This window comes from Psychroserpens sp. (genome assembly GCF_047633235.1).
GTDB lineage: Bacteria > Bacteroidota > Bacteroidia > Flavobacteriales > Flavobacteriaceae > Psychroserpens.
Map to the genome: position 1 here is coordinate 1 of NZ_JBLIET010000043.1, position 20,400 is coordinate 20,400.

The following is a 20,400-nucleotide window of genomic DNA, read 5'->3' on the forward strand; positions in this document are numbered from 1 at the left end:
AAGAATTAGGCATGTACTGGAAAGCAAACACGTGTTCTTGGTATTGGTATCAAGCACCAATTGAAACGCAAGCATTATTAATTGAGGCGTTTTCGGAAGTTGAAAACGATACAGAAACTATTGACAACCTAAAAATTTGGTTACTTAAAAATAAGCAAACTAACCGTTGGAAAACAACTAAAGCAACGACAGAAGCTGTCTACGCATTGCTATTACAAGGTAGCGATTGGTTGAGTTTGACAGACATGGTCGATATTGTTATCGGCAGACAACACATTGAACCTTCAAAACTAGAAGATGTCAAGGTTGAAGCAGGAACTGGGTATTTTAAAACGTCTTGGAATTCTTCAGAAATTAAACCAGATATGGCAACCGTCAAATTAACAAAGAAAGGTAATGGCATTGCTTGGGGAAGTTTATACTGGCAATATTTTGAGGATTTAGATAAAATCACATCTGCGGAAACTCCATTGAAATTAAAAAAGAAACTGTTTAAGAAAACCAACACAGATACTGGTGAACAAATCACAGAAATCACTCCAGAAACCGATTTAAAAGTTGGTGATTTAGTTAGAGTTCGCATAGAATTACGATGTGATCGCCCAATGGAGTTCATTCACATGAAAGATATGAGAGCTGCAGGATTAGAACCTATTACTATATTATCTCAATATAAATATCAAGACGGACTAGGGTATTATGAAAGCACTAAAGATGCCTCAACCAATTTCTTTTTTGATTACCTACCAAAAGGGGTTTATGTTTTTGAATATAACTTAAGAGTGAATAACGCTGGTAATATGAGTAATGGGATTACGACGATTCAAAGTATGTATGCTCCAGAATTTAGCAGTCATAGTGAAGGTGTGCGAATTTCAGTAGATAGTGAGTAATTGTTAGGATGTTTGTTGATTTTCGACAAAGTTTAATGTCTAGTGAATAAATCACTATATTGAGATACTAACTAAAAACATATATTATGAATTCAAAAGTATTTTTGGTCTTGAGAATTTTACTCGGGCTTTTTGTATTGGTCTTCGGGCTTAATAAATTTATTGAATTTCTGCCAGCACCAGAGGGCATGAGCGAAGACGCTATGACTTATTTTGGAGCATTAGTGAATTCTAAGACAATGGTATTAGTTGCTATTTTAGAAATCGTTGCAGGATTAGCTTTAATCCTCAACAAATTTGGAGCTTTGTTAGCTTTGATCTTAATGAGCGTATCTGTAAATGCCGTTTTATTTCATGCGGTTTTAGATCCAGGAAACATTGCAGGAGCTTTAGTTTTACTGGCACTTAATATTACTGTAATAATTGGATACAAAGACAAATACAGAGCTTTATTAAGCTAACAGACTAGATATTATAATAAAAAAAAAGAGACTCCAATGAGTCTCTTTTTTTTATAGCTGTATTTCAAAGAGATTATTTCAACTCTGGCGGAAAGCCCTCAAGGACTTTCTCAATGAGTGCTATAAAATTGGCTTCTCGCTTTTCAGGAGATGCGTTTAGTTTATAATTTGATTCTGAAACTGCTTGCCAAAAGAGCGTGTCATTACTTTCATCAACAAAATCAAAAATAATTTCTCTACCTAATTTTGTTTGGCCTATTGGTAACCCTATTGAAAGTCCACCACCTACATTATTACCGACTCCACCAACTCCTACTCCTACTGTGTTTCCTCTTGCTTGCTGAAATTCGCTACTCTTAATATCTATCAAAAAATCTGGAGTTTCAGATACCATATAACCCCTACTTAGTAAGGCACTATCTAATGCTTTAAAGAAACGTTTTGAATCTAATTCACTCATTCCTGTATTCACATCTGAAAAATAATTATAGGTCTTATACCTCTTAAAATTTGTGGCTTTGTCGTAATCATAATTGACGTAAATTGAAGAACAAGAGGTCAATACTATTAGAGATAAAAGTATGTATAACTTTTTCATGGCTTTTTTATTTTAAAAGTAGCAAAATTATTTCTTATGCTTTATTTCTCTTAACCAGTGCGTTAAGGATGGAGCAATTGTTGGAGCTCATCTTTGATAGCGACTTGCGAGAGCCTGACCCTTTGGAGTTTTTCTACGGAAAAGGGTAACGTCCATAAAAAATTATTCTTTATCGTCAGGGTCCACAGATTTTGTCAATGCTGAAGAAATAATACCAGTTGGAATAGCTACAATACCCAAACCAATCATCAAAATAAAAAAGGTAAACATCTTACCTCCTATGGTGATCGGATATACGTCACCATAACCCACTGTGGTCAAAGTAATAATTGCCCACCATAAACTATCAAAAATGGAAGAGAAATGCTCTGGTTGCGCTTGGTTTTCAAAATAATAAATACCAACAGCGGCAAAATAAATAAGAATTAATGTAATAAAAATGAATAAAAATATTTGCTCTTTTGCAGATTTTATAGCTCTAGTAAATTGAGTCATCGCACGATTATAGCGCACGAGTTTAAATATTCTAAATAATCTTAAGAAACGTAAAGCTCGCAATGATCTTAAATCTACTCCAAAGGCCAAATAAAATGGGAGAATAGCTAAAAAATCAATAAGACCAAAGACGCTAAAAATGAATTTCAATTTATGGTTTGCTACATAGATTCGCAATAGGTATTCTATGGTAAAGATAATGACACAAAATGTTTCTACAAAATGTAGTATAGATCTGGTTTTTGGCTCCAAATCTGGTATCGTTTCCATAGAAAATGTTACGATTGACACCAAAATCAATGCTTGAATACACAAGGAAAAAAACCGACTGACTGGATTATCGTTAATTTCTACAATGCTTTTGATATACTCTTTCATAACTATTAGACTAAAACTATAATAAATGAATGTTTACTAAAGTCAAGACTATTAACCGTTAAGCATTTTCCAAAGTTTATCTTTTAACTCTACAATACCTTTTTGAGCTATAGAGGAAATAAACATGTATTCAATTGGAAGTGTCTTATCTAATTCATTTGCCAATTCTGATTGAAGTTCATCATCCAACATATCACTTTTAGATATCGCAATCATACGTTCTTTATCCAACATTTCTGGATTATAACGTCTGAGTTCATCTAAGAGAATATCATATTGCTTGCGAATATCTTTAGCATCTGCAGGAATTAAAAATAGCAAAATCGAGTTACGTTCTATATGACGTAAAAAGTAATGACCAAGTCCTTTCCCTTCAGCAGCTCCTTCAATAATTCCAGGAATATCTGCCATTACAAATGTTTGGTAATCACGATATTCTACGATCCCTAAATTAGGTTTTAAGGTTGTAAATTCATAATCTGCAATTTTAGGTTTTGCCGAGGTAACGACAGAGAGCAATGTGGATTTTCCAGCATTTGGGAAACCTACTAAACCAACATCTGCCAAGATTTTAAGCTCCAAAGTAATTCTATTTTCTTCAAGATCTTCTCCAGGTTGCGCAAATCGAGGTGTTTGGTTACGGGAGTTTTTGAAATGCCAGTTCCCTAATCCTCCACGTCCTCCTTGAGCGATGATTTGCTCTTCACCATCCTCAGTAATTTCAAATAAGGTCTCATCAGTTTCTGTATCTTTCACAACAGTCCCCAAAGGCACATCAATATAGACATCTTCTCCATCTGCTCCTGTGCTTCTACTCTTGCTTCCAGATCCTCCATGACCAGCTCGTGCGTGACGCTTAAATTTTAAATGTAAAAGTGTCCATAGGTTAGAACTCGCACGAATGATGACATGACCGCCTCGACCACCATCTCCTCCATCTGGACCACCTTTTTCTATGAATTTTTCGCGATGTAAGTGTGCAGAACCTTGTCCTCCCTTTCCAGAAGAAACCTGTATTTTTACGTAGTCAACGAAGTTACCTTCAGTCATAATCTTTTTTATATATACTCGTTTGCTTATAAAGTAAGCTATCTTATAATTTATCAATCACAGCGTTTAAGCGCTCTGTAATATCTTCAATACCACCTACGCCATCAACACCAAAATACTTGTCTTGAGATTCGTAATACTCTTTTAATATTGCTGTTTTCTTGTAGTATTCTGTAATTCTGTTTCTAATGATTGACTCATCAGCATCATCTTTTCTACCACTAGTTTTACCACGCTCTAATAAACGTCCAACAAGCACTTCATCATCCACTTCTAAAGCGATCATCGCATTGATTTCAGAATCTTTCTGATTCATTAATTCATCCAATGCTTCTGCCTGTGCATTTGTTCTTGGAAAACCATCAAAAATAAACCCTTTAGCGCCTGTGTTTTTCTCCACTTCTGCATTTAGCATATCAATAGTGACCTGGTCTGGAACTAATTCACCTTTGTCCATGAACGACTTTGCTAACATGCCTAATGCCGTTTTGTTTTTTATATTGAAACGAAACACATCTCCTGTAGAGATATGAACTAAATTATATTTTTCCTTTAAAAAATTAGCTTGTGTTCCTTTTCCTGCACCTGGAGGTCCAAATAGGACTAAATTAGTCATGTGTTGTCTTGTTTTTAATTGATATACAGCCGGTAAATGTCTTCCTAGACCATCATAGTCTAATCCATAGCCAACTATGAATTTATTAGGAATTTCCATACCTACATAGTGCAGTTTATAATCTTTTTTATAAGCTTCTGGCTTATAAAATAAAGTAGCAATTTTTAATTCATCCACATTTTCATTTTCAAAAATGCGATGCACTTCTACTAATGTATTTCCAGAATCAATAATATCTTCTAAAATGACTACTTTTCTACCAGATAAATCTTGTGTTAAACCAATAAGTCTATGAATATCTTCGGTTGACTTCAAACCTTCATAAGAGGCCAACTTTATAAAAGTAACCTCACAAGGTTTAGGATATTTTTTTACAAAATCACTTACAAACATGAAAGAACCGTTCAAGATCCCAACAAATACGGGGACCACGTCTTGTAAATCATTTACTATCTCATCTACCAAACGTTGTACTGTAGCATCTAATTCTTGCTCAGAAATGAATGGTTTGAAGTATAAATTGTGTAGTTTAATCACTTGTTTTTGATTTTAAAAATTCAAAGATACGGATTTGATTTACGATTGCCGATTTTCAATTTATGATTTTAGAATATTGTTTTATAATTAATGTATTTTTGTGATAGCAAAGCGTAGATTTTTGCTAAAATAGTATCTCAACTACGCTCGATATGACATTAATATTCGCAAAGCAAATGGCAAACTATTTCTCTTCAAATTTCAAACTCGGTATTCTTGGTGGTGGGCAACTTGGTAAAATGATGTTGTATACCACCAGAAAATTTGACATTACCACACACGTCATGGATTCTAGTGAAGAAGCGCCATGTAGAACCGCATGTAATCATTTTACGCTAGGTGATTTAATGGATTTTGATACGGTTTATAACTTCGGAAAGCAAGTCGATCTTGTAACATTTGAGATTGAAAACGTCAATGTTGATGCACTCGAGAAATTAGAAAAAGAAGGTATCAAAGTATATCCATCATCAAAGAATCTTCGTATTATTCAAAATAAAGCGACTCAGAAATTGTTTTATCGCGATCATGGGATTCCAACGTCAGATTTCACGCGCTTTGCTTACCTATCGGAAATTGAAGACGCTATTGATAATGACGCCTTAGAATTTCCGTTCGTTTGGAAATCAACACAGTTTGGATATGATGGCAATGGTGTGAAAATAGTGAGACAACTTTCAGATTTAGAAGGTTTACCAAAAGGGGAATGTATCGCAGAAGATTTAGTACCTTTTAAAAATGAGTTGGCAGTTATTGTGGCACGAAACCCAAATGGAGATGTGAAAACTTATCCAGTTGTAGAAATGGAATTTCATCCCGAAGCCAATCAAGTTGAGTATGTGATTTGTCCGGCTAGAATAGACGAAGCTGTTGCTGAAAAAGCAAAAAACATAGCGCTTAAAGTTTCCGAAGCATTTAAACATGTGGGACTTTTAGCAGTGGAACTCTTTCAAACCGAAAACGATGAAATTCTTGTAAATGAAGTCGCTCCAAGACCACACAACTCAGGTCACCAAACGATTGAAGCTAGCTATACGTCTCAATTTGAGCAACATGTGCGTGCGATTTTAAATCTACCGTTAGGAAAAACAGAAAGTATAGTTGGTGGTATTATGGTAAATTTAGTTGGTGCAGAAGGGCACACCGGTAATGTTGTGTACGAAAACATAGAAGAAATCATGTCACTTAATGGTGTAACGCCACATATCTATGGAAAAAAGCAAACGCGACCATTTCGTAAAATGGGACATGTTACCATTGTAAATGAAGATCTTAATGAAGCCAGACGAATTGCTGAACAAGTCAAGGAAACGATAAAAGTTATAAGTAAATAATTATGAATAAAGTAGCAGTAATCATGGGAAGCAAAAGTGATCTTCCTGTCATGCAAGATGCAATTGACATCTTAAAAGAGTTTAAAATAGAGGTTGAAGTAGATATTGTATCTGCACATAGAACGCCTGAAAAATTATTCGATTTTAGTAAAAACGCACATTCTAGAGGTATCAATGTTATTATCGCAGGCGCGGGTGGTGCCGCGCATTTACCAGGAATGGTAGCTTCTTTATCTCCATTACCTGTGATTGGTGTTCCCATAAAAAGCAGTAATTCTATGGATGGTTGGGATTCAATACTTTCTATTTTACAAATGCCTGGAGGAGTCCCTGTGGCAACAGTTGCTCTAAACGGTGCAAAAAACGCTGGAATTCTTGCTGCCCAAATTATTGGCGTTTCAAATGAAGAGGTGCGCAAAACTATTATGGATTATAAAGAAAGTTTAAAAATTAAAGTGATCGAATCCTCTAAGAATTTAGGCTAATCTACAGCATAAAAAAACCTCGCTTTTATACGAGGTTTTAGAGCTATTAATCAATGTTATTAAATCTTTCTTCTCAGTAATATTAAATAACAATGCAAATGTACTTATAATTTAACGGGGAATTCTTAAGGTTTAGTTAATGATTTCCAAATACTTATAAACATTTCAACATTAATTCTAACAAAAATCTTTAATTATATTTTTAAAAATGAATATTCTAAATACGACATTCAATACGCCTTACCAAACTGCTCCTTTTTCGAAAATTAAGAATGAGGATTATATGCCTGCGTTTTTAAAAGCGATTAAAAAAGCCAAAGTAGAAATCGATGCGATTGCAAATTCTCACGAAACACCTAGTTTTAAGAACACTATTGAGGCATTGGATTTTTCGGGAGAGGAATTAGATCGATTATCAAGCATATTTTTCAATCTGAATAGTGCTGAAACTAATGACCAAATCCAAAAGATTGCTCAAGAGGTGTCTCCTCTGCTTTCTGAATTTAGTAATGACATCACGCTTAACGAACCTTTATTTAAACGTGTCAAAGCCGTTTATGACCAAAAGTCTAATTTAGACTTGACTATAGAACAAAGTACGCTTCTCGACAAAAAATATAAAGGCTTTTCTAGAAATGGTGCAAATCTTTCCGAAGAGAAGAAAACAAGACTTCGCGAAATTGACAAGCAATCCAGCAAGTTGAAGCTTAATTTTGGTGAAAACATTTTAGCAGAAACTAATAAATTTGAAATGCACCTTACCAATGAAAATGATCTTACAGGATTACCAGAAGGCGCAAAAGAAGCAGCACAGCAATTGGCAGAATCTAAAGATAAAGAAGGTTGGTTGATTACTTTAGATTACCCTAGTTACATCCCTTTTATGACGTATGCAGATAATCGTGAGTTAAGAAAAAAACTTGCTATTTCTGCAGGTGCAAAAGCATTTAAAGGTGACGCGTTAGACAATCAAAATAACGTTTTACAAATTGTAAAATTACGTCACGAACGTGCCAATTTATTAGGTTATAAAACGCATGCACACTTTGTATTAGAAGAGCGCATGGCAAAAACACCTGAGACCGTTAATAACTTCTTAAATGAACTTTTAGAAAAAGCAAAGCCTGCTGCCCAAAATGAATTTGAAAATTTAGAGCAGTTTGCGAAAGACTTGGATGGTATTGATAGGTTAGAAAAATGGGATGGTTCTTATTATGCTGAGAAACTGAAACAAAAATTATTTAGTTTAGATGATGAACAATTAAAACCCTATTTCCAATTAGAAAACGTAATTAATGGTGCCTTTACGATTGCAGAGCATTTATTTGATTTAAAATTTGAAGAAATTGATACTATTGACAAATATCATAAAGATGTTCTGACTTATAAAGTAACAGACAATAAGGGAAATTTAGTATCTATTTTTTATGCCGATTTCTTCCCAAGAGCAGGAAAGCGAAATGGTGCATGGATGACCGTTTATAAACCACAATACATCAAAAATGGAGTTAATGACAGACCACATATTTCTAATGTTTGCAACTTTACGAAACCAACAAAAAGTAAGCCGTCATTGCTTACCTTTAATGAAGTAACGACACTATTTCATGAGTTTGGTCATGCGCTGCACGGAATGCTTGCTAACACAACCTATCCTAGTCTTTCAGGCACAAGCGTTTTTTGGGATTTTGTTGAGTTGCCAAGTCAAATATTAGAGAACTGGTGTTATGAAAAAGAAGCGTTGGAGTTATTTGCAACACACTATGAAACCGGAGCTGTGATTCCTATGGAACTTATAGACAAAATTAAAGCATCGTCTACCTTTCATGAAGGTATGCAAACCTTAAGACAAATTAGTTTTGGCCTCTTGGATATGTCATGGCATGGACAAGATCCAACCGCCATTACAAATGTAAAAACTCACGAGTCTAAAGCATTTGAAAACACAAAACTTTATCCTGATGTCCCAGAGAATTGCATGAGTACTTCGTTTGCTCATATCTTTCAAGGTGGTTACAGTTCTGGTTATTACAGTTATAAATGGGCAGAAGTTTTAGATGCAGACGCCTTTGAATATTTCTTAGAAGAAGGTATTTTTAACAAAGTGGTTGCTCAAAAATTTAAGGATAATGTGTTGTCCCAAGGAGGTATTGAAGACCCAATGACTTTATATAAACGTTTTAGAGGGAAAGAACCAAAACCAGATGCATTGTTGAAGCGTGCTGGATTGATATAAAAATAAGAACTTAAAGGGTTGGAATAAAAATTCAACCTTTTGTTTTAAAATAAACTTTCAATAATTATTGAAAGTTTAAAATATTTACTATATCTTTATGGTGTTAATAAAATTAAGGTCATGAATTACGACGAAGCTAAAACTAAATTTGTGAGTACTTGGGGTAGCTTAGGTACCCTCTGGGGAATCAATAAAGCCATGGCTCAAATACAAGCATTGCTTTTTATTTCTATAAAACCATTGTGCATGGAAGACATCATGGAAGAACTTAAAATTTCGCGTGGTAATACTAGCATGAACTTACGCCAATTAATGGACTGGGGAATTGTCACGAAAATAATTATTCCCGGTGAACGAAAAGAATATTTTACAACAGAAAAAGAGGTGCAAGAATTAGCAAGAGTGATTGCTCAAGAACGCAGTCGCCGAGAAATAAAACCTGTAATTAAAGTATTAAAAGAGGTCTCTTCTATTGCAGATGACGGCACAGAAAAAACAAGAGAGCTCATAAAACAAACAAAAGCATTACATGACTTAACAGAAACTGCAGATGGTATGATTCACAAAATGGCAACTCAAAAACAAAACTGGATTACTAAGTCTGTTCTCAAATTCATGAAATAAAAAAATTTAAATCATGCTTTCAAAATTTTCTGAAAGTTTAAAAATGCAACTATGTTTTCAAGACTTATAAAGCACAAATACTTATTAATAACCATTGTAATAGTTCTACTTATTGCATTTTGGTTTTCATTAATTGAAGATGGAAATTATGGCGCAACCCTATTTTTCACAATACCCAGTAGCATTGCGTTCTTGATTGGTTATTCTAAGACGTTTGAAGGTAATTCACTGAATAAAATAAAAAAAGGGTTAAAAGGTTTCTTGACAATAATATTTGCTATCGCTTTATTCAGCGGTTTATTAATATTAATTGGCTTAGAAGGTGCAATATGTGTTTTAATGGCTTATCCTTTTTTAGTGATACCAATGACGATAGCTTACATAATTGGTTTATTTATTGGCAATGCAGATAGAAACACCAAACGCAACTCCTTAGTTCTAATTATTATGATGAACCCTACAACATATATCTATGATAGCTATACAGAACCTATAATAAATGAAATTACAACAGAATTGATTGTTAACGTTCCTAAGGAGAACATATGGCACGATCTTTCCTCAGAAATTGTTTTTGAAAACACTCCCAAGCTATTCTTTCAAAAAGGTATCTCTTATCCAAAATCAATTACATTTAATAAAACAAATAGTAAACTAAGCTACTTGTGTATTACTAATAACGATACTATAAATCTCGATATATTAAAATTTGAAACAAACTCACAAGTGACTTTTAAACTGAGAGAACAAACAATTCCTATGAGGGAATTAACACCATATGATTCTATTGATGCTGAACATTTACATAATTACTTCTTTGTTAATTATGGTCAGATAAGGCTCGAGGATATGGGTGAAAACTCGACAAAAATTATTGCTAAAACTTCGTATAGTTACAAGATTTCGCCAAAATGGTATTGGAAACTCTGGTCTAACTATACTATCAATGAAATGCAACTGCATGTTTTGAATTCAATAAAAGATAAGTATGTCAAATAACTTAAGTCTCGAAAGATATTTTAACGAATTAAGCAAAACTTATGTTGCTAATGAATATGCGTCATTTTTCATTACTAACTACATGAGACGTAATCTTATTAAGAAAATTAAAAGTTTTGAAGATAAATCTATTCTTGACCTAATGAGTGGAAAAGGTGAAAATTTGAAATATATCAACTTAACTAAGAATAAGAAAATTACAACTCTGGATTTTTCTAAAGAAATGAATCTGGCAGCAAGATTATATCATAAAGACAAAGAAATACAACAAATTGAAAATGATTTTTTCGAGATTAATCATAAAAAGGAATTATATGATATAATAATATGTTCATTCGGAATTAAAACTATTGAACCTGAAAAATTAAACTCATTTGCGAAAAAGATAAATTATATACTCAAACCTAACGGTGAAGTCCTGCTGCTAGAATTAGTGAAACCAAAAAATTATTTAAATTTTAAACTCATTAAATTTTACTTGAATGTATTAGTGCCTGCTATTTTCGGTAAACAATTTAAGACCCTATTCCCTTACGTCAATAATCACGTAAATATGGATAACTTAAAGTTGAATATGACTATTGAAAAGTTAAAAATAATAGATCACAACAGGTTTTTAGACTTGTTTGAAATTATCCATGCTAAAAAAATACACCTCCATTAATATAATAAAATTGAGAAGTAATGAAAACACTAGAAAACCACACACTCCTCTACGATCAGGATTGTCCGTTATGTCAAGTCTATACTTCTGGTTTTATAAAAGCTGGTATGCTAGATAAAAATGGAAGACAACCGTTCATCACCATATCTTTAGAAAATCAAAATTTAATCGATGTGAAACGCGCATCTAACGAAATTGCATTAGTTGATAATAAACATAAAACGGTTATTTATGGTATTGATAGTTTACTAAAAGTACTGGGTTATAGATTTCCAACCATTGAAAAAATAGGACACAAAAAACCCGTAAAATTCATATTAAAAAAACTCTATAGTTTTATTTCTTATAACCGTAAAGTGATTATTCCAAGTGGAGAACACAAATCAGAACAATTGCAATGTTTACCGAGTTTTAATGTTAAGTATCGGTTATTTTACATTCTGTTTTCAGTAATTATTACCATGTTTACACTTTTTCATTTTTCTAAAAACATCTCAACACTTCCTCATGCAACTTTAATGAGAGAAGGGTTTTCCACCATTGGTCAATTGGTGTTTCAAGGATTGCTTATCTATAAACTAGATAAGAAAACGATTCTTAATTACTTCGGAAATGTGATGACCATATCACTTATGGGCAGTTTGATGTTATTAACTTTACTAATCATAAATTGGATTGTTCAAATTTCAGAAACTATCTTGCTAATAGGATTTGGAATTACAGTTCTAGTGATGTTCATGGAACATTTTAAACGTGTCAAATTACTAAAATTACCGAGTTTCCTGAGTTATACTTGGGTTGTTTACAGACTACTTATATTATTAATCATTCTAATTTTATACTAATGATGACACTAACAATAGCTGGAGGTAGCGGATTTCTAGGACACGTTCTTGAAGACTACTTCACAAAAAAAGGACATACAGTTTATATATTAACTCGAACCGTAAAACGTAAAAACGATAGATATTGGAATGCTAAAGATCTAACCGATTGGACGAAAATTCTAGAGCAAACCGATGTACTCATCAATCTCACTGGGAAATCTGTAGATTGCAGATATACCGAGAAGAATAAAAAGCAAATTCTAAATTCTCGTATAGATTCTACACATGCGCTTGGATTAGCGATTAATTTGTGTGAGCATCCTCCAAAAGTTTGGTTCAACTCCTCTACTGCGACTATCTATAGACATTCAACAGATAAGCAAATGACTGAAGCTACAGGAGAAATCGGTGATGACTTCTCAATGAATATCGCTAAATCTTGGGAAAAAGCGTTTTACTCAATCACCAATCCAAAAACGAGAAAAATTGCATTACGCACATCTATTGTTATGGGGAAATATGGCGGAGCAACTGAGCCTTTGAAAATCTTAGTTAAATTTGGTTTGGGAGGAAAACAAGCTTCTGGAAATCAAAAAGTAAGTTGGATACATGAGTTGGATTTCGCAAGGGCTATTGACTTTATAATTGAGAATGACGCATTAGATGGCAATTTCAATTTAGCAGTCCCCAATCCAACTAATAATAAAACCTTAATGACATCTTTTAGAAAAGTGATGAACGTACCTTTTGGAGTTTCGCATCCAGAGTGGTTAATCAAACTTGGAGCAAAACTTATTGGCACAGAACCAGAATTGGTTATGAAAAGCAGGAATGTAATACCCGAACGACTGTTAGAAAATAAATTTAAATTCATTCATTCAGATATACAAATCGCATTAGATAACCTAATAAATTAATATTATGACATTTTTAGAAGCCTATTGGAAAAACTTAATACTCATCAATTATGAAGTGAACCCTAAAATCTTAGAACCCTTACTTCCAATGGGAACAACACTAGATAGTTACAATGGGAAATACTTTGTAAGTATTGTTGGGTTTTTATTTATGGATACTAAAGTATTAGGTATAAAATTACCATTCCACGTCAATTTCGAAGAAGTAAATCTTAGATTTTATGTGCAACGCAACGGCGAACGAGGCGTTGTTTTCATTAAAGAAATAGTACCCAAACCACTAATCACCTTAGTCGCCAATTCATTGTATTACGAGCATTATTACACTGCCAAAATGAAGCATCATTGGTCAGAGAACGACAATTCTAAAAGCTTTGAATACCAATGGAAACTAAAAAATAAGTGGCAATCTATTTCAGTGGAAACAGCAACTGAGTTTTCTTCAATCCCCGAAAACTCAGAAGAACAATTTATTACAGAGCATTATTTTGGTTACACGAAATACAAAACCAAAACTTTTGAATATGAAGTTGTACATCCTTCTTGGCGTCAATTAAAAGTTAATAATTATGCTGTTAATATAGACTTTGAGGGTAATTATGGGTCTCAATTTAAACACTTAGAAAACGTGATACCAACCTCCGTTATTCTTGCTGAAGGCTCTAAAGCTAGTGTGAAAAACAAAAAAACAATCCACAAGTAATACTTTCGATAAAATCAATTTTTTAGGTTATTTTTGAAATGAAATTGTTTAGATAAACAAATGCCAAAACACACTATCGATCCTAATCAATGGATTAATCTCTATTCGGATTATCTTTTTAATTACACGATTACTCGTGTCAATGACAGTGAAAAAGCTAAAGATTTAGTTCAAGATACTTTTGTAGCTGGTTTAAAATCTATGAAGAATTTTAAAGCAGAAGCTAGTGAACGCACCTGGCTCATTTCGATATTAAAAAGAAAAATCATAGACCACTATCGTAAAATCAATTCTAACAAAGGTAAAGCGGAAGTTAGAATATCCTACAACAGCGAAGAAAACGAAGGTGATTGGTTAGAAGAGCGTGTTGCAGATCCTTTTGATAAAACTGCAGAAGATACCATCGAAAATACAGAGTTAGGTTTAGCAATTGACAACTGCCTAAAAAAACTTCCATCAAAACAGGCTCAAGTTTTTGAGATGAAAACGATATTAAATTACGAAACCGAAGCCATTTGTAATGAATTAAATATTACTGCGTCTAATCTTTGGGTAATTATACATAGAGCACGAACTGCTATGGCGAGTTGCCTGGAAAAAAATTGGTTTTAAAATGGGTAATAAAATTATAATCCCTTGCAAAGAAGCGAATCATGTTTGTGATAAAACACAATATAAGGAGGCAACGTTGTGGGAGAAATTCTTATTAAATATACACCTTATTTATTGTAAATTTTGTAGGAAATACTCAAAAAACAATGCTAATTTGACTAAACTTATGACGAAAAACCCTGTGAATTTAGACCCCATTTCTAAAGAAAACTTAAGAACAGCTTTTGAAAAAGAATTAGCTAAGCAGAAATGATACCCCGAACCACATCACAGGTAAACTCTCTACCCAAAAAGCACTATAATACTTGTTTTGATTTTGATTCGCAAACACTAAAAATAATAGTGTAATTGACGAAATAATTAAAGAACTCAATAAACTTCTAATATCGAGATCGTCTTTATAATAATTCAATGTATAACATAGAACTAATAGTAACATGCCGACTAGCTTAGTCTGCTTTACTCCTATTTTCTGAGGAATGGTTGCCAATTTCAAACCATCATAGTTTAAATCTCTAATCTCAAACGGAAGCATCAACACCAAAACAAAAAGAAAACGCTGAAAAGTAGTGATAATGACATCATCTGTAATTTCAAATTGATTGTTAAACAGTGGTAAGAAAACAGAAACACCTGCCCATATTATTGCAATAATATATACTTTTAGACCACCAATACTTCGTAAATTCTTTTGCTTATCAATGAAGATTTTTTTAGGAATTATAGGTATCGCATATAAAAAAGTTGTCAATCCAAAAAAACCAATATAAAGTAATGTCTTTAGTTCTAACTTAAGTGCATAATAAGTCATTATTATAAAACAAATTCCAGAAAATACTTGAATAGTTTTTAACCACTGCGCCAAACCTCGGTGATGAAATTTTGCCAATCCAAAATACTTCACAAAATTGTATCCTGTTATAGATGCGAAAAAAATAAAATTGAGCACATTTTCATCATATGGAATACCAAATTGTAGTAAGGTCAACCAGGACAAAGCATATACTGCTAAAGCCACGTGAATACTGCTATTGATGTAAAAATCTAAAAATATTTTAAGGACTCGCATTCTACAAAAATAATCAAACTGTTAATAAACCATTATTTTGGTTGAAAAGTTTCATTTTCATTAACAACTAAAGCTCATTATTTCCTTAATTTTGCAAAACAAAACACAACTTAAATAATTGAATGAATACAGAAGATTTTTCACTACGTCATATTGGTCCTAGAGAAGCGGATCAAAAACTAATGTTACAAACAATTGGTGTGGACTCTATGGAGCAATTAATCCATGAAACTATACCCAATGGAATTCGTTTAAAATCAGATTTAGATCTTGATGCACCAATGAGTGAACAAGAATATTTGCTGCATATTTATGATTTATCAAAAAAGAATAAAGTATTTAAAACCTATATTGGTTTAGGGTATCATCCTACTATTTTACCTGCAGTGATACAGCGTAATGTTTTAGAAAACCCAGGTTGGTACACTGCATATACGCCTTATCAAGCAGAAATTGCTCAAGGCCGTTTAGAAGCCCTTTTAAATTTCCAAACGATGGTCACTGACCTCACAGGTATGGAAATTGCCAATGCGTCTTTACTTGACGAAAGTACTGCTGCCGCAGAAGCTATGAGTTTATTGTTTGCCGTTAGAGAGAGAGACCAAAAAAAGGCTGGTATTAATAAGTTTTTTGTTTCAGAAAACATACTACCCCAAACATTGTCACTATTGCAAACGAGAGCAACACCAATTGGAATTGATCTCGTGATTGGAAGCGAATCTGATTTTGATTTTTCTACGGAATATTTTGGTGCCATTTTACAGTATCCTGGAAAACACGGTCAAATAACTGATATTAAAATGTTCATTGAGAAAGCAAATGCATCTAGAATTAAAGTTGCTGTTGCTGCCGATATTATGAGCCTTATCAAATTAGAAGCTCCAGGTAAATTTGGTGCAGATGTCGTTCTTGGTACCACACAACGTTTTGGAATCCCAATGGGTTATGGAGGACCTCATGCAGCCTATTTTGCGACAAAAACCGCGTATAAACGAGATTTACCGGGCCGTATTATTGGAGTTACAAAAGACTTAAATGGCAATAGAGCCTTACGTATGGCTTTGCAAACTCGCGAGCAACATATTAAACGTGATAAAGCAACATCAAATATTTGTACTGCTCAGGTATTATTAGCTGTAATGGCTGGTATGTACGCTGTTTATCATGGACCAAAAGGCTTAGAGTTTATCGCCAACAAAATTTATAACAAAGCAACAACTCTTGCCAACACACTCGAAGATTTAGGTTTTGAACAAAAAAACACATCGTTCTTTGACACCCTTCATATCAAGGCAGATTCTAAAGCAATTAGAAAAATCGCCTTAAAAAATAAAATAAATTTCTACTATCCTAGTAAAGATAGTGTAACCATCTCTTTAAATGAAACTGCTACAATTGAAGACTTAAATACAATAGTCTCCATTTTTGCTAAAAGCATTAAAAAAGACACGATTGTGATTTCTAAAATTTCTGAAGGAAATAGTATCGAAGGAGATCTAAAACGTCACACTACATTTTTAAAAGAACCTGTATTTAATTCTCATCATTCCGAAACTGAATTAATGCGTTATATCAAAAACTTAGAGCGAAAAGATTTATCATTAAATCACTCTATGATTTCATTAGGCTCTTGTACTATGAAATTAAATGCAGCTGCCGAAATGCTGCCGTTAAGTTGGTTTAAATGGGGTAAAATTCACCCATTCGTGCCAGTTAATCAAGCTAAAGGATATCATAAAGTACTTAGAGCTCTAGAAGATCAACTCACAGAAATCACTGGTTTTGCAGGCACTTCTTTACAACCAAACTCTGGTGCTCAAGGAGAATTTGCAGGTCTAATGGTTATTAGAGCTTACCATGAATCGCGTGATGACCATCATAGAAACATTTGTATAATTCCTTCTTCTGCTCATGGCACTAATCCTGCAAGTGCAGTCATGGCAGGAATGAAAGTTGTGGTTACAAAATCATCGGAAGATGGTAATATTGATGTTGACGATTTACGTGAAAAAGCAGAATTACATAAAGATAATCTATCTGCATTAATGATCACATATCCATCAACTCATGGCGTTTACGAATCTGCAATTAAAGAAATTACACAGATTATTCATGATAATGGCGGGCAAGTTTATATGGATGGTGCCAATATGAATGCACAAGTAGGATTAACAAATCCTGGAAACATTGGAGCAGATGTTTGTCATTTAAATTTACATAAAACGTTTGCTATTCCTCATGGCGGTGGTGGACCAGGCGTTGGACCAATTTGCGTTGCAAAACAACTCGTTCCTTTCTTACCTGGAAACCCATTAATAAAAACAGGGGGAGACCAAGCAATCACAGCTATTTCTGCTGCGCCTTTTGGTTCGTCTTTGGCGTGTTTGATTTCTTACGGATACATAAAAATGTTAGGCGCTTCAGGTTTAAAAAAATCTACCGAAGTTGCAATTCTTAATGCCAACTATATTAAGAAACGTCTTGAAGGTTCTTTTGAAACTTTATTTTCAGGAGAACGCGGACGCGCTGCTCATGAAATGATTATCGATTGTAGACCTTTTAAAGAGCATGGGATTGAAGTTGTAGATATTGCTAAGCGATTAATAGATTATGGTTTTCACTCACCAACAGTCTCATTCCCTGTAGCTGGAACCATGATGATTGAACCTACTGAAAGTGAGAGCAAACAAGAAATGGATCGTTTTTGTGATGCAATGATTGCCATCAAACATGAAATTGATGATATTTCAAAGGAGGATGACAATAATACACTCAAAAACGCACCACATACATTGGCTATGATTACTGATGATGAATGGTTATTACCATATACTCGTCAGCACGCTGCATTCCCATTAGAGTACGTTAGGGATAATAAATTTTGGCCTAGTGTTCGTCGTGTTGACGATGCTTATGGTGACAGAAACCTTATCTGCACTTGCGCGCCAATTGAAGCGTATATGGAAGAGGTTTAATTGTAGAGGTTTGAACATCGTAAAATAACAAGGCCGTAAAATTAACATTTCAAGAAATGTTAGTATATTGCCTTGTTTATTTCTTAGTAAAAGGAAATCCCAATTTATGAGTATAAAAATAACTGGTACCGGAAGCTTTATTCCTAGTCGAATTCAAAAAAACGAAAATTTCTATAATCACGAGTTTTTAAATTTAGACGGTTCTACTATTAATAACCCCAACGAGGTTATTATTGAGAAATTTAAAGCAATAACTGGCATACAAGAACGACGTTACATAAAGCCAGAGTTATTAAATTCTGACATCGCTTTTTATGCTGCAGAAAAAGCTATTGCAGATGCCAAAATCGATAAAGAAACATTAGACTATATTATTGTCGCTCACAATTATGGGGACATTACGCATAACACACAACAAAGCGATACTGTGCCAAGTATAGCTTCAAGGGTTAAGCATTTACTAAAAATCGCTAATCCTAGATGTGTTGGTTATGATCTATTATTTGGATGCCCTGGTTGGATAGAAGGTGTAATCCAAGCAAAAGCATTTATAGCCTCTGGTATAGCTAAACGGTGTTTGATTATTGGGTCTGAGACTTTATCTCGTGTTGTGGATAAACATGATCGTGACTCTATGATTTATAGTGATGGTGCAGGAGCAGTTATTATTGAAGAATCTACTGAAGAAGGTGGAATTCTAGCTCACGAAACAGCGACCTTTGCCCTAGAAGAAGCTCATTTTATATTCTTTGGTAAAACCAATAAACCAGAAATCACAGACCAACGAAAATACATAAAAATGTACGGTCGTAAAATTTATGAATTCGCATTGACGAATGTGCCTTTAGCTCTAAAATCGTGTTTAGATAAAAGTGACTACTCTATTAAAGATGTGAAAAAAGTATTGATTCACCAAGCTAATGAAAAAATGGACGAAGCTATTGTAAAACGTTTTTACAAACTTCATGATATGGACATGCCAAAAGACGTCATGCCAATGACAATTAATTTACTTGGAAATTCTAGTGTAGCGACAGTTCCTACACTTTATGATATGATTCTAAAAGGAGAACTTGAACATCAAGAAATCAACAAAGGTGATGTCATTCTGTTTGCTAGTGTTGGTGCGGGAATGAATATAAATGCAATTGTTTATAAGCAATAACTATCAAAAAAATTATTTCTACGGAAAAGTAACATGTACGAAAACACATTTCCAAATAAACGATTTAAGCATACCGTTGAGTTTTTAAAGCATCACATTGATACTTCTCAATCTATATTAGATTTAGGTATTGAGAATCCGTTATCAGATATTTTAAAATCTCATGGTTACACTGTTAAAAATACTTCAGGAATAGATTTAGATATGAATACTTCGGAAATTGAAAACTCTCAAAATGAAGTCGTGACAGCATTTGAAATTTTTGAACATCTCCTCTCTCCATTTACAGTACTAAAATCTATCAAAGCAAATAAACTCGTTGCTAGTATCCCAATGCGATTATGGTTTTCTTCAGCTTACAGAAGTAAAACAGATATGCGTGATCGGCATTTTCATGAATTTGAAGATTGGCAATTTAATTGGCTATTAGAAAAAGCAGGATGGAAAATAATTGCTACCGACAAATGGACAAACCCAACCAAAAAAATAGGAATTAGACCAATTCTAAGATGGTTCACCCCTAGATATTATATCGTTTATGCTGAACGAGTTTCAAATTCTAAATCTTAAACCCCAGATTCAAATTCCTTTTCTTTAGATTTGAAATTACCTATTTATACTTTTAGTGTAAAAAATGAACTTCTACATCATCATTCCTGCGCATAACGAAGAAGACGCCATCGCTCAAACCTTAGAGTCTTTGGTAAATCAAGCGTTACCCGCGAAACAGATTGTAGTGGTGAATGATAATTCTACTGATGA

General features: G+C 33.6%; 20 protein-coding genes and 1 pseudogene. 16 read left to right on the forward strand and 5 right to left on the reverse strand.

Going from position 1 to position 20,400, the window contains the following annotated elements; all coding sequences use genetic code 11:
• Both ACJAZK_RS12260 and ACJAZK_RS12265 read left to right on the forward strand, forming a co-directional pair.
• A pseudogene (locus tag ACJAZK_RS12260) lies at positions 1–893 on the forward strand (alpha-2-macroglobulin); the annotation flags it as partial.
• Between the two features lie 86 nt (positions 894–979).
• A complete protein-coding gene (locus ACJAZK_RS12265) occupies positions 980–1,354 on the forward strand; it encodes a DoxX family membrane protein (RefSeq protein WP_415224246.1) in 375 nt (124 codons plus the stop codon).
• A 73-nt stretch (positions 1,355–1,427) separates the two neighbouring features.
• Here ACJAZK_RS12265 and ACJAZK_RS12270 read toward each other — a convergent pair whose 3' ends face one another.
• From ACJAZK_RS12270 to ACJAZK_RS12285, 4 genes are all read right to left on the reverse strand, one after another.
• Positions 1,428–1,952: a DUF4136 domain-containing protein gene (locus tag ACJAZK_RS12270; RefSeq protein ID WP_415224247.1), complete on the reverse strand. Its 525-nt coding sequence runs from the start codon at positions 1,950–1,952 to the stop codon at positions 1,428–1,430.
• A 162-nt stretch (positions 1,953–2,114) separates the two neighbouring features.
• Entirely contained in the window at positions 2,115–2,825 is a 711-nt protein-coding gene (locus ACJAZK_RS12275; protein WP_415224248.1) for an ion transporter, read from the reverse strand.
• 51 nt (positions 2,826–2,876) lie between these two features.
• Positions 2,877–3,875, reverse strand: a complete 999-nt coding sequence (gene obgE, locus ACJAZK_RS12280; protein WP_415224249.1) for a GTPase ObgE — start codon at positions 3,873–3,875, stop codon at positions 2,877–2,879.
• Between the two features lie 43 nt (positions 3,876–3,918).
• A complete protein-coding gene (locus ACJAZK_RS12285) occupies positions 3,919–5,028 on the reverse strand; it encodes an adenylate kinase (RefSeq protein WP_415224250.1) in 1,110 nt (369 codons plus the stop codon).
• A gap of 152 nt (positions 5,029–5,180) precedes the next feature.
• On the opposite strand from ACJAZK_RS12285, the gene ACJAZK_RS12290 reads away from it, so the two are divergent.
• The 10 genes from ACJAZK_RS12290 to ACJAZK_RS12335 all read left to right on the forward strand — a co-directional run bounded on the left by ACJAZK_RS12290 (position 5,181) and on the right by ACJAZK_RS12335 (position 14,429).
• Positions 5,181–6,362: a 5-(carboxyamino)imidazole ribonucleotide synthase gene (locus ACJAZK_RS12290; protein WP_415224251.1), complete on the forward strand. Its 1,182-nt coding sequence runs from the start codon at positions 5,181–5,183 to the stop codon at positions 6,360–6,362.
• Between the two features lie 2 nt (positions 6,363–6,364).
• Positions 6,365–6,847, forward strand: a complete 483-nt coding sequence (purE, locus tag ACJAZK_RS12295; RefSeq protein ID WP_415224252.1) for a 5-(carboxyamino)imidazole ribonucleotide mutase — start codon at positions 6,365–6,367, stop codon at positions 6,845–6,847.
• A 208-nt stretch (positions 6,848–7,055) separates the two neighbouring features.
• A complete protein-coding gene (locus tag ACJAZK_RS12300) occupies positions 7,056–9,083 on the forward strand; it encodes a M3 family metallopeptidase (RefSeq protein WP_415224253.1) in 2,028 nt (675 codons plus the stop codon).
• A 120-nt stretch (positions 9,084–9,203) separates the two neighbouring features.
• Entirely contained in the window at positions 9,204–9,707 is a 504-nt protein-coding gene (locus ACJAZK_RS12305) for a GbsR/MarR family transcriptional regulator (protein WP_415224254.1), read from the forward strand.
• A gap of 51 nt (positions 9,708–9,758) precedes the next feature.
• A complete protein-coding gene (locus ACJAZK_RS12310; protein ID WP_415224255.1) occupies positions 9,759–10,706 on the forward strand; it encodes a hypothetical protein in 948 nt (315 codons plus the stop codon).
• Positions 10,696–11,370: a methyltransferase domain-containing protein gene (locus tag ACJAZK_RS12315; protein ID WP_415224256.1), complete on the forward strand. Its 675-nt coding sequence runs from the start codon at positions 10,696–10,698 to the stop codon at positions 11,368–11,370. The genes ACJAZK_RS12310 and ACJAZK_RS12315 overlap by 11 nt, the downstream gene beginning before the upstream one ends.
• A gap of 20 nt (positions 11,371–11,390) precedes the next feature.
• Positions 11,391–12,215: a hypothetical protein gene (locus tag ACJAZK_RS12320; RefSeq protein WP_415224257.1), complete on the forward strand. Its 825-nt coding sequence runs from the start codon at positions 11,391–11,393 to the stop codon at positions 12,213–12,215.
• Positions 12,215–13,114, forward strand: a complete 900-nt coding sequence (locus ACJAZK_RS12325; RefSeq protein WP_415224258.1) for a TIGR01777 family oxidoreductase — start codon at positions 12,215–12,217, stop codon at positions 13,112–13,114. Before ACJAZK_RS12320 ends, ACJAZK_RS12325 begins: the two co-directional genes overlap by 1 nt.
• Before the next feature lie 4 nt (positions 13,115–13,118).
• Positions 13,119–13,817: a YqjF family protein gene (locus ACJAZK_RS12330; RefSeq protein ID WP_415224259.1), complete on the forward strand. Its 699-nt coding sequence runs from the start codon at positions 13,119–13,121 to the stop codon at positions 13,815–13,817.
• A gap of 60 nt (positions 13,818–13,877) precedes the next feature.
• Entirely contained in the window at positions 13,878–14,429 is a 552-nt protein-coding gene (locus ACJAZK_RS12335) for a sigma-70 family RNA polymerase sigma factor (RefSeq protein ID WP_415224260.1), read from the forward strand.
• A 235-nt stretch (positions 14,430–14,664) separates the two neighbouring features.
• Here the strand turns inward: ACJAZK_RS12335 and ACJAZK_RS12340 are convergent, their stop codons facing one another.
• Positions 14,665–15,498 carry a hypothetical protein gene (locus ACJAZK_RS12340; RefSeq protein ID WP_415224261.1) on the reverse strand — a complete coding sequence of 278 codons (834 nt, stop codon included), beginning with the start codon at positions 15,496–15,498 and terminating at the stop codon, positions 14,665–14,667.
• 122 nt (positions 15,499–15,620) lie between these two features.
• Between ACJAZK_RS12340 and gcvP the strand changes: the two genes are divergently transcribed.
• From gcvP to ACJAZK_RS12360, 4 genes are all read left to right on the forward strand, one after another.
• The gene (gene gcvP / locus ACJAZK_RS12345) at positions 15,621–18,473 is read left to right on the forward strand and encodes an aminomethyl-transferring glycine dehydrogenase (protein ID WP_415224262.1); all 2,853 of its coding nucleotides are present in this window, start codon (positions 15,621–15,623) and stop codon (positions 18,471–18,473) included.
• 106 nt (positions 18,474–18,579) lie between these two features.
• Entirely contained in the window at positions 18,580–19,638 is a 1,059-nt protein-coding gene (locus ACJAZK_RS12350; RefSeq protein ID WP_415224263.1) for a 3-oxoacyl-ACP synthase III family protein, read from the forward strand.
• Between the two features lie 33 nt (positions 19,639–19,671).
• Positions 19,672–20,208 carry a methyltransferase gene (locus ACJAZK_RS12355; RefSeq protein ID WP_415224264.1) on the forward strand — a complete coding sequence of 179 codons (537 nt, stop codon included), beginning with the start codon at positions 19,672–19,674 and terminating at the stop codon, positions 20,206–20,208.
• Between the two features lie 64 nt (positions 20,209–20,272).
• Positions 20,273–20,400: glycosyltransferase (locus tag ACJAZK_RS12360; RefSeq protein WP_415224265.1), on the forward strand; the 128-nt coding region annotated here is incomplete at its 3' end.

Bases quoted from the DNA above. Each gene is read 5' to 3' on its own strand.
- ACJAZK_RS12265 (WP_415224246.1), top strand. From the start codon at position 980: ATGAATTCAAAAGTATTTTTGGTCTTGAGAATTTTACTCGGGCTTTTT.
- ACJAZK_RS12270 (WP_415224247.1), bottom strand. From the start codon at position 1,952: ATGAAAAAGTTATACATACTTTTATCTCTAATAGTATTGACCTCTTGT.
- ACJAZK_RS12275 (WP_415224248.1), bottom strand. From the start codon at position 2,825: ATGAAAGAGTATATCAAAAGCATTGTAGAAATTAACGATAATCCAGTC.
- obgE (WP_415224249.1), bottom strand. From the start codon at position 3,875: ATGACTGAAGGTAACTTCGTTGACTACGTAAAAATACAGGTTTCTTCT.
- ACJAZK_RS12290 (WP_415224251.1), top strand. From the start codon at position 5,181: ATGACATTAATATTCGCAAAGCAAATGGCAAACTATTTCTCTTCAAAT.
- purE (WP_415224252.1), top strand. From the start codon at position 6,365: ATGAATAAAGTAGCAGTAATCATGGGAAGCAAAAGTGATCTTCCTGTC.
- ACJAZK_RS12300 (WP_415224253.1), top strand. From the start codon at position 7,056: ATGAATATTCTAAATACGACATTCAATACGCCTTACCAAACTGCTCCT.
- ACJAZK_RS12305 (WP_415224254.1), top strand. From the start codon at position 9,204: ATGAATTACGACGAAGCTAAAACTAAATTTGTGAGTACTTGGGGTAGC.
- ACJAZK_RS12310 (WP_415224255.1), top strand. From the start codon at position 9,759: ATGTTTTCAAGACTTATAAAGCACAAATACTTATTAATAACCATTGTA.
- ACJAZK_RS12315 (WP_415224256.1), top strand. From the start codon at position 10,696: ATGTCAAATAACTTAAGTCTCGAAAGATATTTTAACGAATTAAGCAAA.
- ACJAZK_RS12320 (WP_415224257.1), top strand. From the start codon at position 11,391: ATGAAAACACTAGAAAACCACACACTCCTCTACGATCAGGATTGTCCG.
- ACJAZK_RS12325 (WP_415224258.1), top strand. From the start codon at position 12,215: ATGATGACACTAACAATAGCTGGAGGTAGCGGATTTCTAGGACACGTT.
- ACJAZK_RS12330 (WP_415224259.1), top strand. From the start codon at position 13,119: ATGACATTTTTAGAAGCCTATTGGAAAAACTTAATACTCATCAATTAT.
- ACJAZK_RS12335 (WP_415224260.1), top strand. From the start codon at position 13,878: ATGCCAAAACACACTATCGATCCTAATCAATGGATTAATCTCTATTCG.
- ACJAZK_RS12340 (WP_415224261.1), bottom strand. From the start codon at position 15,498: ATGCGAGTCCTTAAAATATTTTTAGATTTTTACATCAATAGCAGTATT.
- gcvP (WP_415224262.1), top strand. From the start codon at position 15,621: ATGAATACAGAAGATTTTTCACTACGTCATATTGGTCCTAGAGAAGCG.
- ACJAZK_RS12350 (WP_415224263.1), top strand. From the start codon at position 18,580: ATGAGTATAAAAATAACTGGTACCGGAAGCTTTATTCCTAGTCGAATT.
- ACJAZK_RS12355 (WP_415224264.1), top strand. From the start codon at position 19,672: ATGTACGAAAACACATTTCCAAATAAACGATTTAAGCATACCGTTGAG.